The following is a 14,174-nucleotide window of genomic DNA, read 5'->3' as shown; positions in this document are numbered from 1 at the left end:
AGAAACAGTCCGCGTCCGGCCTCGCCGAGCGGCCTGGGCACGGCACCGGGTCTGGGCGGACGTGGCTCACTGCGCGAGTCAGTGGTTCGACGCGGACGCTCCCGGGCGGAGATAGTTCCACAGCCCGAAGTCCCGTCCTGGCACCCGCCCGACGCCAGACCGCCGACGAGGTTTTCGCTGTGCGGAGCCTTTTCCAGTGACGCTCCCGATTCGCTCGGACCGAACCCACCGTGCACCGTTCCGGTGCAGCGGACCCGCCAGTCGGTGTTCGCCCGTCTGATCGAGGGACAGCTCTCTGACCTGCGGCGCAAGAACGGCCCAGGCGATGGGAGCGAGTCCGGCACGCCACGCTCCTCGTATGCTGATCGTGATGAGACGCCGTACCCCGCCCCCGCCCTCTCCCCTGCCGCAGCGCGATGGGGTGGATCCGGTGCGGGTGCGATTGCCGGCCGGGGACGCGTGGGCGACCGTGCGGGATCATCTCGTGGCGCGACTCGCGGCCGGGGCCGGGGTGATCGACGGAATGCTGGACGCTGGGCTGATCGTAGACGTCACCGGGCGTCCTGTCCGGCGGGACCTGGCGTACGTGCCGGGGATGTTCGTGTGGTTCCACCGTGAGCTGTCCGACGAGGAGCGGGTGCCGTTCGAGGTCGACGTCGTGTACCGGGACGAGCACCTGGTGGTGGCCGACAAGCCGCACTTCCTGGCCACCACCCCGCGCGGCAGCCATGTCGCCGAGACGGCCCTGGCCCGGCTGCGCAGACAGCTGGGCGTCCCGGCACTCGGCGCGGCACACCGGCTGGACCGGCTGACGGCCGGGCTGGTGCTGTTCACCGTGCGGCCCGAGGAGCGCGGCGCGTACCAGTCGCTGTTCCGGGACAAGCGGGTGGCGAAGGAGTACGAGGCCGTGGCGCCGTACGACCCCGCGCTGGTCCTGCCCCGCACCGTGCGTAGCCGGATCGTCAAGGAGCGCGGGATCATGGCGGCCTACGAGGTCGAGGGCCAGCCCAACGCCGAAACCCGCGCCGAGCTGCTGGAGCACCGCAACGGGCGTGCCCGGTACCGGCTGATGCCGCGTACCGGGCAGACCCACCAACTGCGGGTGCACATGAGCGCGTTGGGGGTGCCGATCCTCGGCGATCCCCTCTATCCGGTGGTCACCGCCCCCGTGCCGACCGGTGACTTCCGGCGCCCGCTCCAACTGCTGGCGCGGGCCCTGGAGTTCACCGATCCGGTCACGGGGTGCGAGCACCGGTTCGTCAGCCCACGTGTGCTGCGGGCCTGGTCGTCGTACGAGGAGTGGGCGGGGTAGCCCTCGGTGCCCGGTCGGCTCAGTTGCCGCGCCACCAGCGCAGGAGACGCCGGAACACGCCCGGTCGGCGGGCCGGTTCGGACGCCGGCGTCGGCGTGGGCTCGTTGGCCGGGACGGCGGGTTCCGGAGCCGTGGGCTGTGGCTGCTCCCTGCTGACCTGCCGGTTGTCCGGGCGCTGCGGCTGCACCGGCTTGACGGCGGGCCGCTCCATGACCTCCTGTGGGGACTTCGGCGCGAACTTCACCGGCAGTTCCACCAGGTGCCGGGTGGAGACGGACGCCCGCCAGCGCAGTTCGTCCTCCCCGCAGGCGAGTTGGATGTCCGGAACGCGGGCAAGCAGCGCGTCGACGCCGACGTCGGCGATGGCCCGTCCGATGTCCTGGCCGGGGCACTCGTGGGGGCCGCCGCTGAACGCGAGGTGGGAGCGGTTGCCCTGCATGTTGGCCTCGAGATCGGGGCGGACGCGCGGGTCGACGTTGCCCGGTGCGATGCCGAGGAGGAGTCCGTCGCCCTTGCGGATGCGCTGGCCGCCCAGCTCGGTCTCCTGCTTGGCGAAGTAGGCGAAGACGGTGCTGAACGGCGGTTCGTCCCACAGGGACTGCTCGACCGCCTCGGGCACGGTCATCTGACCGCCCTTCAGCTGGGCGCGGAAGCCGGGGTCGGTGAGCACCATGCGCAGCACGTTGGCGAGGAGGTTGGCGGTGGCCTCGTAGGCGGCGATCAGGACGACACGCAGGTGCTGGCTGACCTCCTCGTCGGTGAGCCCCGCCGGGTGGTTGATGAGGTGGCTGGTGAAGTCGTCCTCGGGCTCGGCCCGGCGGCGGGCGGTGAGCCGTGTCAGGGCATCCATGACGTACTGGTTGCTGGCGATCGCGGTCTGGGTGCCCTTGAGCATGTCGCGGGCGGCCTGCACGATCCGGTCGCCGTACTCCTCGGGCATGCCGAGGATCTCGCACATCACCGCCATCGGCAGGTGCTCGGCGAACTGGCTGACCAGGTCGGCGCTGCCCTGCTCACAGAACTGGTTGACGAGGTGCTGCGTCGCACGGTTGATGTAGCGGCGGATGCCTCGGTGGTCGATGGTCGACATGGCGCCGGTGACCGCGCCGCGCAGCCGCAGGTGCTCGTCGCCCTCGGCGTGGGCGCAGATGGGCTGCCAGGCGAAGTGCGGCATGAGCGGATGGTCGGGCTTGACCGTGCCATCCTGCATGGGAGTCCACAACCGGCTGTCCTTGCAGTACTGCGAGGGCGCGCTCACCATGTGCATGTTCTCGCCGTGGCCGAGCACGACCCAGATCGGCACGTCGTCGTGGAGCAGTGCGGGGGCAACCGGCCCGTGCTCCGCGCGTAGTTTCTCGTACACGGCTCCCAGGTCCTCCGCCTCGGGGCCGTACAGACGGCGCAGCTCGCCGGGGCCCATGCCGTGGGCGGGGCAACCGGGGGGCGGCCCGAGCGTGGGGTCGTCCGTGCCGGTCAGGGAGTGGGATTCAGGCGTCACGATGATCGCTCCGAGCTGAGGTGGATCCGGTGTCTGGGAGTTGCTGGGGAGGCCGGGAGGGGACAGCGTGCGGGACGGCACGGCTCCCGGCCGGGGGACGCTCACGGGACTCGTACAGGGTTCACAGGGTTCACAGGGCTCATGCCGACGCCGCCCCCGACCTCGCCAGGGCGTGCAGGAAGGTCATGAGGGTCATCAGGACGTCCCGGCTGGACGCCCGGCGTCGCACGTCGCAGCGGATGATCGGGATCTCCTCGGCCAGGTCGAGGGCCTGACGCAGTTCGTCGACGGCGTAGCGGGGCGCGTCCGGGAAATCGTTGACCGCCACGACGAAGGGCACACCGCGCTCCTCCAGGCGGCCCATGACATCGAAGCTGACCTCCAGCCGACGGGTGTCGACCAGGACGACGGCGCCGAGGGCGCCCTCGAACAGGCCGTTCCACAGGAACCAGAAGCGCTCCTGCCCGGGGGTGCCGAACAGGTAGAGCACCAGCTCGTCCGTGATGCTGATGCGGCCGAAGTCCATGGCCACGGTGGTGGCCGTCTTGGACTTGGAGCCGAAGTTGTCGTCGACCCCTACGCCGGCCTGCGTCATGGTCTCCTCGGTCGTCAGCGGTCTGATCTCGCTGACGGACCCCACCATGGTCGTCTTGCCGACGCCGAAACCGCCCACGATCACGATCTTCGCCGCGGCCTGCGCGGTGTGCGGCAGGTGGTCCTCAGTCCGTGGACCCGTGATGGTGTCAGAGCTTTTGAAGTCCATGCATCACCGCTTCGAGGAGGGAACGGTCTGCCCGCGCCTGCCGGACGACCGGTGCGCGCGCCTGTACCAGTTCGGCCGTCAGCAGCTCGGTGAGCAGGACGGTCACCACGCTGATCGGCAGGTTGAGATAGGCCGAGATCTCGGCCACGGACAGGGGTGCCTGGCAGATCCGGAGCAGCGCCGACTGCTCCGGCGCGGCGGACGGCGGTGGATCGGCGCGCGCCACGATTAACGTGACGAGGTCGATCGGAGCTCGCTCGCCGTCCTCGCCGGTGAGGATGTAGAGCCGCTCGGGGGGGCGCTCCCCCGTTCCGCTCGTCGCATCGTCCTGAGGCGGTGGGGGAGCCGGCTCCTGCTCGGGTTGGCGCCGCCGGCGTTGCGGAGGCGTCATACGGTCTGCCCGTTCCGCCGCGGCGGACTGGTGAGGTGGGAGCCGATCCGGTCGACGAGGTCGCGCATGCGGTTGCTCATCAGTCCGGGTTCCGCGATCTCGTTGGCGAGCACCGCGAGATAGGCGTTGGAGCCGGCGGCCATCATGTAGAAGTAGCCGCCGTTGATCTCGATGATGACCATCCGCATGTGGCCGTCGCTCTGCGGGATCTCACCGGCCACGGCGCCGGCCAGGCTCTGCAGTCCCGCGCAGGCCGCGGCGACCCGGTCGGCGGCGTCCGGGTCGCCGCCGTGGCGGGCGATCCGCAGGCCGTCGGCGGAGAGCACGACGATCTGCTGGATGCCGGGTACGCCGTCGGCCAGATCCTTCAGCAGCCAGTCGAAATTGGCTCGTTGCTGGATCACTTGAGGTCCCCCTCGTCGTCGGCCTCGGTGCGGGCCGGCTCGGTGTTCGCGGTGAGTGCGGTGGACGCCGTCGGGCCCTCCGGGTTCCGATAGGCGTTCGGGTCGGGGTCGCCCTTGAGCCCGGCCATGAACGCCTCGACCCACATGCCGGGCGGGGGCAGCTCCTTCTCCGGTTCGGGCTCCGGCTGCCACACGGGGGCGGCGGCCATGGCGGCCTCGGCCGCGGCCTCCGCTGCGGCGGCCTCGGCGTAGCGCTGGCTGAGCGGGATCTTGCTGCGGCTGCGGCGCTGCGGCAGGCCGTTGGCCGTCCACTCGGTGACGACGGGGGCGTCGTCCTCCCTGCCCTGACCCATCTCCTCCGCGGAGCTCGGGATCCGCGGTCCGGTGGTCGGGCGGCGACGCTTGGCCTTGCGGTTGGGGCCTTCGACGCCGCCGGTGTCCATCGTCGGTACGGCGCCGATGCCGATGCCGTGGGCGAGGCCGGGGGCGGGCTCCTCGGTGAGCATGTCGCGCGGTACGACCACGACGGCGCGGACGCCGCCGTAGGCGGACGGCCGCAGCGAGATCTGCATGTTGTACATGGTCGACAGCCGCCCCACGACGGCGAGGCCGAGACGCGGGGTGTCGCCCATGTCCTGCACGTCCACGCCCTGCTGGGCCTTGGCGAGCATGTCCTCGACCTTGGCGCGGGTCTCCTCGCTGAGGCTGATGCCACCGTCCTCGATCTCGATGGCGATGCCGGTCTGCACCTCCACGGCGGTGACGTGCACCTTGGTGTGGGGCGGCGAGTAGCGGGTGGCGTTGTCCAGGAGTTCGGCGCAGGCGTGGATGACCGGTTCGACGGAGACGCCGTTGACGTTGACCTTGGCGATCGATTCGAGCTCGATGCGGCGGTACTCCAGGATGCGGGACATGGCTCCGCGCAGCACGCTGTACAAGGGGACGGGCCGGGGCCAGACACGGCCGGGGCGGCTGCCGCCGAGGACGGCGATGGAGTCGGCGAGGCGGCCGATCAGCGCGGTGCCGTGGTCGATGCGCAGCAGGTCGTCGAAGACCTCGGGGTTGCGCCCGTGGTCCTCCTCCATCTCCCGGAGTTCGTTGTTCTGCTGGTGGACGATCGCCTGGACGCGGCGGGCGATGTTGACGAACGACCGCTGCGAGGAGTCGCGGAGTGCGTCCTCGCGGTCGACGATGGTGAGCAGGGTGTGCAGCAAGTCACGCTGGGACGCGGGAAGTTCGCGCCACTCGGCGTCACCGTCGACGACGTGACGAATCACCTCTGAGGGGGATTCTCCGCCGCGCAGCCGGTACAGCGCGGCGGGCAGGATCTCCTTGCCCAGCCGGGTGAATTCCTGGTCGTGGGCGGCGATCCGCTGCTCGAGAAAGGCGGTCCGACGCCCCTGTTCGGCGCGCAGTTCACGGACCGTACGACGGCCGCCGCGCACCGCGACGACGGCGGCCGTGATCAGCAGGAGCGTCGCGACGGCTCCGCACAAGCCGACGGCGAGCCGGGCCGGCCCCGTCACCAGGGAGACAGTGGTTCCGGTCGCCGCGGCCATCAGTATCGCCGGTAGCGGCAGCACGCGCGCGTAGGGAAGTTCACGGCCACCGGGAGGCGATTGAACACTCACCATGTATGCCCTCTAAAGACAGATCGGTCGAAGGTCGGGGGACTTGCGGGGAGTTGCCGGAGGTTGCTCGGGTTCATCCGCGAATCAAACTGGATCTTCGGTATTTTTTGGAACAAGCGCCCGAATACATCTCAACTCGGTGCGCTGCGGGCGAGCTTAGTCCGACCGGATCATCGCTGTGTCATATTCAGCAACCGACTGAAATCACCCTCGCGACAGGAGTACGCTCTGGTCATTTACACGCTGGGGCGTCATTCGCACACAGTACGTGACCGCATACAGGCGTACGAAAAGAGCCCCTTGACAGAGTGAATCGGTGCCGGAGGCGGACTGCCGGGGGCGCCTTCGTCAGACGCCGACGATGCGCAGCGCGGCGTCCGCCGTCGCCTCGGCGAAGGCGGAGACGGAGCGGTCGGGGTCGGAGCGGTGGACGAGGATGACGCCCTCGATCAGCCCGAAGACGAGATCCGTACGCAGATCCAGCTCACACTTGGCGAGCGCCCCGCCCGCGGCCGTCGCCGCGATCAACTGCCGGTAGGCGTCCTTGAGTTCGGCCCGTACGGCATGGAAGCCGGCGAAGCGTTCGGCGCGGACCTCCGGGAGGAGGTAGAGGCCGCCGAGGTTGTGCGGGCCGCCACAGAGCAGAGCGACGTCGGCGCGGCACAGTTCCCACAGCCGCTCCCCGGCGCGGGCACCGTCCTGGGCGAGGAGTTCGCGGGCGTACATGAGCGACGGCGTGACCGTGGACTCCAGCAGCTCGGCGAGCAGCTCCTCCTTGCCGGAGACGTAGTGATACATGGACGCCTGACGCATGCCGGCGCGCTCGGCGACGCCCCGGGTGGTGGTGGCCGCGTAGCCCCGCGTCGTGAACAACTCGGCGGCGGCCGCGAGCAGTTCGTCCCGGGGCGACAGCCCGGTCTCCGGGCGCCCCTCGGCCCGGGGCCTGCCGACCCGCCGCCCCCCGGTGCCCCCCGCGCTTCCCATGCGTCCGATCCTCGCACACGGCGCCCGCGCGTCCGCGCGTCCGCTGTGACCGGTCGCACGGTTCCCCGCGCCCCTGACGAGGCAGGACCATCGTGAGGGGCCGGTAACTGCTCCGCAACGCAAGGGACATGGCATCGACCCGCCCCGCCCCTAATTTCTGTCGCACGACAGAAATACACGCCGCACCCGGAGGTCCCGCGATGGCGACATCGACGACGTACGGAGCACGTGACCACGCCCGCGCACAGGAGGGCGCCCTGGCCGAGGCGATGCCCGTGGTGCCCGCGAGCCGCTGGCCGACCCCACCCTGCGAGACGGAACGGCTGGTGTGGGCGGAGACGGTGGCCGGCGGCAACTACACGCACAAGGTGCTGGCTCGGGGCACCGAGGTCCGGCTGACCGATCTGTGCGGCGACGCGTGCGCGCATCTGCTCCTGCACCACGCCGACCGCCCCTGGGAGCGGCTGAACGTCGCGGACACCGTCAAGGTCCAGTGGAACGCCTACCTCGGCGAGGGCGTCCTGCTCCTGTCCGACCAGGGCCGCGTCCTCGCCTCGGTCGTCGCGGACACCTCGGGCCGCCACGACGCGCTGTGCGGCACCTCCACACTGCTGCGCAACACCGGGCGGTACGGGGACGGCAGCCCACAGTCCCCCTCCCCCGCCGGACGCGAACTGTTCAAGCTGGCCGCCGCGAAGAACGGCCTCGAACCCCGGGACCTCCCGCCCTCGCTCTCCTTCTTCCAGGGCGTGGAAGTGCGCGAGGACGGCACCCTCGACTTCACCGGCTCCGCCGGCCCCGGCGCCGCCGTGACCCTGCGCACCGAGCAGGACGTGACCGTACTGATCGCCAACGTGCCGCACCCGGCCGACCCGCGCCCCGAGTACGTCAGCACCCCGCTGGAGGTGCTCGCCTGGCGCGCCGAGCCGACCCGGCCCGGCGACGCCTTGTGGGACGCCACCCCCGAGGGCCACCGTGCCTTCCTGAACACCGCCGAGTTCCTCGCCGCGAGGGGGATCGCATGAAGACCGTCGTTCCGGCCAGGGCGGCCTGGTCGTCCGTGCTACGCGCCGGCGAGACCCTCACCCTCACCGATCTGCACGGCAACCAGGCCGTCGACTTCCTCGTGTACGACGCCCACGACACGGCCGTCCGCTACAGCGCGCCCGACACGATCCATGCGCAGGGCGGCATCTTCCTCACCACCGGAAGTGTGCTGATGTCCAACGAGCACACCCCGCTGATGACCGTGGTCGCCGACGACGTGGGCCGGCACGACACGGTCGGGGGCGCCTGCTCCAAGGAGTCGAACACCCTGCGGTACGGGCACCACACCTGGTCTCAGCACGCCTGCGTGGACAACTTCCTCGCGGAGGGTGCCAGGCACGGCCTCGGCAAGCGCGACCTCGTGTCGAACATCAACTGGTACATGAACGTGCCGGTCGAGAAGGACGGCACCCTCGGCATCGTCGACGGCATCTCGGCACCGGGCCTCGCCCTGACCCTGCGCGCCGAGTGCGACGTGCTCGTCCTGGTCTCCAACTGCCCCCAGATCAACAATCCCTGCAACGGCTTCGACCCGACGGCCGTGGAGATGACCGTCGAGGCGCCCGCGCAGGGCCGGGGTGCGTCCGCACAGGCACAGGGGGGCCCGGTATGACCTTCGACACCCTGCTGGTCGCCAACCGGGGCGAGATCGCCGTCCGCGTCATCCGCACCGCCCGCGAACTGGGCCTGCGGACGGTCGCCGTGTACTCAGACGCCGACCGCGCCGCCGCCCATGTCCGGCTCGCCGACGAGGCGGTGCGGCTCGGCCCGGCGCCCGCGAAGGAGTCGTACCTCGACGCGGACCTGATCCTGAAGGCCGCCAAGGACACGGGCGCGGGCGCCGTCCACCCCGGCTACGGCTTCCTCTCCGAGGACGCGGCCTTCGCCCGCCGCTGTGAGGACGCGGACATCGTGTTCGTCGGTCCGACCCCCGAACAGCTGGAACTGTTCGGCGCGAAGCACACGGCACGGGAAGCCGCCGAGGCAGCGGGCGTCCCGCTCCTCCCCGGCACCGGCCTGCTGCCCTCGCTCGCCGAAGCCCTCGACCACGCCTCGGCCATCGGCTACCCCGTGATGCTCAAGGCCACCGGCGGAGGCGGCGGTATCGGTATGTCGGCATGTCGCTCCGGCGCAGAACTGACCGAGGCCTGGGAGCGGGTGCAGCGCGTCGCCGCCGCCTCCTTCTCCTCCGCCGGCGTCTACCTCGAACGCCTCGTCGAACGGGCCCGCCATGTCGAGGTGCAGGTCTTCGGCGACGGCGACGGCCTCGTCGTCACCTTCGGCGACCGCGACTGCTCCCTCCAGCGCCGCAACCAGAAGGTCGTCGAGGAGGCCCCGGCCCCCGGCCTCCCCGACCACGTGCGCGAGCGACTGACCGCGTCCGCCCGCGACCTGTGCGCGAGCGTCGAGTACCGCTCCGCCGGAACCGTCGAGTTCGTCTACGACGCGGCACGCGAGGAGGCGTACTTCCTGGAGGTGAACACCCGCCTCCAGGTGGAACACCCGGTCACCGAGGAGATCTACGGCGTCGACCTCGTCGCCTGGATGCTGCGCCTGGCGCGCTGCGACTCCGCCGTCGTACAGGCCCCGGCGCAACCCCGCGGCCACGCCGTCGAGGCCCGCGTCTACGCCGAGGACCCCTCTCGTGAACACCGGCCGAGCGCGGGCCTGTTGACCCGGGTCGAGTTCCCGCAGGGCGTCCGCGTGGACGGCTGGGTGGAGACCGGCACCGAGGTCACCACGTCCTACGATCCGCTGCTCGCCAAGGTCGTCGCGTACGGCTCCGACCGCGCCCACGCCCTGCGGCGGCTCGACGAGGCGCTGGCCAGGACCCGGGTCGACGGCATCGAGACGAACCTGGGCCTGGTCCGGGCGGCCCTCGACACCCGTGACTTCCGGCAGGCCACCCACTCCACGGCCACCCTCAGGGCCGTGACCGACCCGACCCCCCGCGTCGAGGTCGTCTTGGGCGGCACCCTCACCACCGTCCAGGACTGGCCCGGCCGTACCGGCTACTGGCAGGTCGGCGTCCCGCCCTGCGGCCCCATGGACGATCTGTCCTTCCGCCTCGGCAACCGGGCACTCGGCAACCCCGAGGGCGCCCCCGGCCTCGAATGCACCCTCCAGGGACCGTCCCTCCGCTTCACCCACGCCACCACGGTCTGCGTGACGGGCGCCCCCGCCCAGGTGACCGTCGACGGCTCACCGGTCGCTCAGTGGGAGCCGGTGACGGTACCCGCCGGAGCCGTACTGGCCATCGGCGCCCCCACGGAACACGGACTCCGCACCTACGTCCTCTTGGCGGGCGGCGGCCTGGACGTGCCCTCCTTCCTCGGCAGCGCGGCCACCTTCACCCTGGGCCGTTTCGGCGGCCATGGCGGCCGGGCTCTGCGGACGGGCGACGTCCTGCACGGCGGAGAGGCCACGGAAGACGGCAGCCCCGTCCCACCGGAAGCACGCCCGTCCTTCCCCACCTCCTGGCAGGTGGCCGCCCTCGAAGGCCCGCACGCGGCACCGGAGTTCTTCACCGAGGAGGACATCCACGAGTTCTACGCGGCCGACTGGAAGGTCCACTTCAACTCGGCCCGCACCGGAGTACGGCTCATCGGCCCCAAGCCCCGCTGGGCCCGCACCGACGGCGGCGAGGCGGGCCTGCACCCCTCCAACATCCACGACACCCCGTACTCGGTCGGTGCCGTCGACTACACCGGCGACATGCCGGTCCTCCTCGGCCCCGACGGCCCCTCCCTCGGCGGCTTCGTCTGCCCGGCCACGGTCGTCTCCACCGAGCGCTGGAAGCTCGGCCAACTGCGCCCGGGAGACACGGTCCGCTTCCTCCCGGTGGCCGACGACGCCTCGCCCCGCCCCGCGATCGCCGACGGCGGCGTCCTGGCCCGCGACGGCGACGCGACGTTCCGCCGCAGCGGCGACGACAACCTGCTGATCGAGTTCGGCCCCATGCAACTCGACCTGGCCCTGCGCATGCGGGTGCACGCCCTGATGGAAGCGGTCACCGAAGCGGGTCTGGACGGCGTCACCGACCTCACCCCCGGCATCCGCTCCCTCCAGATCCAGACGGACCCGGCGGTACTGCCCCAGCCCGAACTCCTCACGGCGGTACGGCAGATCGTGTCGGCCCTCCCCCCGGCGGACGAACTGGTCGTCCCCTCCCGCACGATCCACCTCCCCCTCTCCTGGGACGACCCCGCGACCCGTGAGGCCATCGCCCGCTACATGGCGGGCGTCCGCGACGACGCGCCCTGGTGCCCCTGGAACATCGAGTTCATCCGCCGCGTCAACGGCCTGGGCTCGGTGACCGACGTGTACGACACGGTCTTCGCCGCGGAGTACCTGGTCCTGGGCCTCGGCGACGTCTACCTGGGCGCCCCGGTCGCGACCCCGCTGGACCCCCGCCACCGCCTGGTGACGACGAAGTACAACCCGGCCCGCACCTGGACGGCCGAGAACTCGGTCGGCATCGGCGGGGCATACCTGTGCGTCTACGGCATGGAGGGCCCCGGTGGCTACCAGTTCGTCGGCCGCACCACCCAGGTCTGGTCCCCCTGGCAGCAACGCGGCGCCTTCGAACCCGGCTCCCCCTGGCTGCTCCGCTTCTTCGACCGCATCCAATGGTACCCCGTCGACGCCGACGAACTACCGGCCCTCCGCTCGGACATCATCTCGGGCCGCTTCGTACCGCATGTGGAGCACGGCACCTTCTCCCTGGCCGAGTACAAGACCTTCCTGGCCGAACACGCCGACTCCATAGCCGAGTTCAGGTCCAGGCAACAGACCGCCTTCGCGGCGGAAAGGGCGGCCTGGGAAGCGGCCGGCGAGTTCACGAGAGCGGAGACGGCGACCGCCGCACCGACGCCGCCGGCGGAAGTGCACGTCCCCGAAGGCGGCCACCTGGTCGAAGCCGAGTTCGCCGCCTCGGTCTGGCAACTGCACGTACGGCCGGGCGACCAGGTGACCACCGGCCAGCCCCTGCTGACCTTGGAGGCCATGAAGATGGAGTCCCGCATCCACTCCCCGACGAGCGGCGTGGTCGACCGGATCCTGACGAGGCCGGGGGCCCAGGTGGAAGCGGGCACGGCATTGGTCGTCCTGACGCCCACAGAGCCCAGCGCGCCTTGACACCCAGCCTCGCAGTTCGCGACCGCCCCCTTTAGCGGGCACCTTCAGACAACCACGCGGTCTGCGGCCGACCACTCCACCAGCGCCTTGCCACTCGCCTCGATCGTCCATGGCCGACAGCCCCACCGGACACCCCCGATACTCGTCTCGGTGGTCTGCGACCAGCCGCCCCCGCCGGGACCCGAAACTCCGCCGCGGTCTGTGGCCACCCGATTCGCAGGTGCCCTGAAACTCGGCCTGGTGGCGTGTGGGCAGTCGTTCCGCAGGGCGGAACGGGTGGGCACACGCCAGCCACCGGCCGGCAGCCGACAGCCACCCCAGCCCAGGAGCACAGATGTCGCAGCCCCAGACCCTCACCAGAGTCCGTATGGCCTACGCCCGCATCGACGCCGTGAACCGCCCCGAGATCTGGATCGACCTACGCCCCCGGCCCGAGGTGGAGGCAGAGGCCCGCTCCATCGACGAACGTCTCACCGCCGGCGCCCGACTCCCCCTCGCCGGCCGCCTCTTCGCCGCGAAGGGCAACATCGACGTCCACGGCCTCCCCACGACCGCCGGCTGCCCGGCCTACGCGTTCACCCCCGACGCCGACGCCCCCGTGGTCGCCCGCCTCCGCGAGGCCGGCGCCATCGTCCTCGGCACCACCAACCTGGACCAGTTCGCCACGGGCCTCGTCGGCACCCGCTCCCCGCACGGCGCCGTCCGCAACGCCCACGACCCGTCCCGCATCAGCGGCGGCTCAAGCTCCGGCTCCGCCGTAGCGGTAGCGCTGGGCATCGTCGACTTCGCCCTGGGCACCGACACGGCCGGCTCCGGCAGGGTCCCCGCCGCCTTCAACGGCATCGTCGGCCTGAAGCCCACCCGAGGCCTGGTCCCCACGACCGGCGTCGTCCCGGCCTGCGCCTCGATCGACTGTGTGACGGTGTTCGCCCGCACCCTCCCCGAAGCCGAACAGGCCCTCGCCCACATGGCCTCCCCGCCCGCCCGCGCCCTCCCACCCCTCCCCCAGCGCACCCCGGGCCCGTGGCGCATCGCGGTCCCCTCGCGCGAGCAGCTCGGCGAACTGGACGAGGGCTGGGCGGAGGCATACGACGCAGCCGTGACCCGCCTCAAGGCCGCGGGCGCGGACGTACGCCCTCTCGACCTCACCCCCTTCACCGAGGCCGCGGCCATGCTCTACCAAGGCGCGTTCGTGGCCGAGCGCTACACCGCCGTCGGAAGCTTTGTCGACAAGGCCATCGCAGACGGCGTCGACTCCCTCGACCCCACCGTCGCCGGCATCATCACCCGCGCCCGCGACATCCCGGCCCACCAGCTCTTCGCCGACCAGGACCACCTGACAGCCCTGCGCACCCGCGCACTCACCGAACTGGCCGACGCGGACGCCCTGTTGCTGCCGACCGCGCCGGGCCACCCCACGCTCGCCGACGTCGCCGCCGATCCGCTGGGCGCGAACGCCCGCCTCGGTCGTTTCACCAACTCCACGAACCTCTTCGACCTGGCGGCGGTCGCCGTCCCCGCGGGCGAGGTGAACGGCCTTCCGTTCGGCGTCATGCTGGTCGGTCCGGCCTTCACGGACGACCGCCTGGCCCGCATCGCGACCCTCCTCCAGCCGGAGACCCGCCTGGCGGTCGTGGGCGCCCACCTCTCGGGCCAGCCCTTGAACCCCCAGCTCCTGTCCCTGGGCGCCCAACTGGAGCAAACGACCACCACGGCCCCCGTCTACCGCCTCCACGCCCTGCGCACGACCCCGCCCAAGCCGGGCCTGGTCCACGTGGGCGAAGGCGGCGCCCCGATCGAAGCCGAGATCTGGCGCCTCCCGGCGGAGGGCCTGGGCCGCCTCCTGACCACCCTCCCCCGCCCCATGACCCTGGGCACCGTCGAATTGGCCGACGGCACCCGGGCCCCGGGTTTCCTCTGCGAGCCCGGCGCCCTGCAAGACGCCCCGGACATCACGGAGTACGGCGGCTGGCGAAGCTACCTGGCCCTCTGAGCAACGACTCGCGC

11 protein-coding genes are annotated in these 14,174 nt (G+C 71.4%); 5 read left to right on the top strand and 6 right to left on the bottom strand.

Features of this window, described 5'->3' with window-relative positions:
- Window positions 1–370: 370 nt before the first annotated feature.
- Window positions 371–1,312 (top strand): RluA family pseudouridine synthase, encoded by a 942-nt coding sequence (locus ACFU53_RS17100; RefSeq protein ID WP_383992246.1) that lies wholly within the window; start codon window positions 371–373, stop codon window positions 1,310–1,312.
- A gap of 19 nt (window positions 1,313–1,331) precedes the next feature.
- Here ACFU53_RS17100 and ACFU53_RS17095 read toward each other — a convergent pair whose 3' ends face one another.
- The 6 genes from ACFU53_RS17095 to ACFU53_RS17070 form a co-directional block, all read right to left on the bottom strand.
- Window positions 1,332–2,810 carry a cytochrome P450 gene (locus ACFU53_RS17095; protein ID WP_383992243.1) on the bottom strand — a complete coding sequence of 493 codons (1,479 nt, stop codon included), beginning with the start codon at window positions 2,808–2,810 and terminating at the stop codon, window positions 1,332–1,334.
- Window positions 2,811–2,949: 139 nt separating this feature from the next.
- Entirely contained in the window at window positions 2,950–3,573 is a 624-nt protein-coding gene (locus ACFU53_RS17090) for an ATP/GTP-binding protein (protein ID WP_383992240.1), read from the bottom strand.
- The gene (locus ACFU53_RS17085; RefSeq protein WP_383992238.1) at window positions 3,554–3,964 is read right to left on the bottom strand and encodes a DUF742 domain-containing protein; all 411 of its coding nucleotides are present in this window, start codon (window positions 3,962–3,964) and stop codon (window positions 3,554–3,556) included. The genes ACFU53_RS17090 and ACFU53_RS17085 overlap by 20 nt, the downstream gene beginning before the upstream one ends.
- Window positions 3,961–4,368: a roadblock/LC7 domain-containing protein gene (locus ACFU53_RS17080; protein ID WP_383992235.1), complete on the bottom strand. Its 408-nt coding sequence runs from the start codon at window positions 4,366–4,368 to the stop codon at window positions 3,961–3,963. Before ACFU53_RS17080 ends, ACFU53_RS17085 begins: the two co-directional genes overlap by 4 nt.
- Window positions 4,365–6,002: a sensor histidine kinase gene (locus ACFU53_RS17075; RefSeq protein WP_383992232.1), complete on the bottom strand. Its 1,638-nt coding sequence runs from the start codon at window positions 6,000–6,002 to the stop codon at window positions 4,365–4,367. The genes ACFU53_RS17080 and ACFU53_RS17075 overlap by 4 nt, the downstream gene beginning before the upstream one ends.
- A gap of 345 nt (window positions 6,003–6,347) precedes the next feature.
- Complete coding sequence (locus tag ACFU53_RS17070) at window positions 6,348–6,983, bottom strand: TetR/AcrR family transcriptional regulator (protein ID WP_383992229.1); 636 nt, start codon at window positions 6,981–6,983, stop codon at window positions 6,348–6,350.
- Between the two features lie 200 nt (window positions 6,984–7,183).
- Between ACFU53_RS17070 and ACFU53_RS17065 the strand changes: the two genes are divergently transcribed.
- The 4 genes from ACFU53_RS17065 (at window position 7,184) to atzF (ending at window position 14,160) form a co-directional block, all read left to right on the top strand.
- Entirely contained in the window at window positions 7,184–8,008 is an 825-nt protein-coding gene (locus ACFU53_RS17065; RefSeq protein ID WP_383992226.1) for an urea amidolyase associated protein UAAP1, read from the top strand.
- Entirely contained in the window at window positions 8,005–8,643 is a 639-nt protein-coding gene (locus ACFU53_RS17060; RefSeq protein WP_383992223.1) for an urea amidolyase associated protein UAAP2, read from the top strand. The genes ACFU53_RS17065 and ACFU53_RS17060 overlap by 4 nt, the downstream gene beginning before the upstream one ends.
- Window positions 8,640–12,167, top strand: a complete 3,528-nt coding sequence (locus ACFU53_RS17055; RefSeq protein ID WP_383992220.1) for a 5-oxoprolinase/urea amidolyase family protein — start codon at window positions 8,640–8,642, stop codon at window positions 12,165–12,167. Before ACFU53_RS17060 ends, ACFU53_RS17055 begins: the two co-directional genes overlap by 4 nt.
- Before the next feature lie 334 nt (window positions 12,168–12,501).
- A complete protein-coding gene (atzF, locus tag ACFU53_RS17050) occupies window positions 12,502–14,160 on the top strand; it encodes an allophanate hydrolase (RefSeq protein WP_383992217.1) in 1,659 nt (552 codons plus the stop codon).
- Window positions 14,161–14,174: the final 14 nt, after the last annotated feature.

The organism is Streptomyces sp. NPDC057474 (assembly GCF_042802555.1).
Classification (GTDB): domain Bacteria; phylum Actinomycetota; class Actinomycetes; order Streptomycetales; family Streptomycetaceae; genus Streptomyces.
Note: the sequence above shows the minus strand (reverse complement) of the source record. Positions and strands in the feature narration are given on the sequence as shown.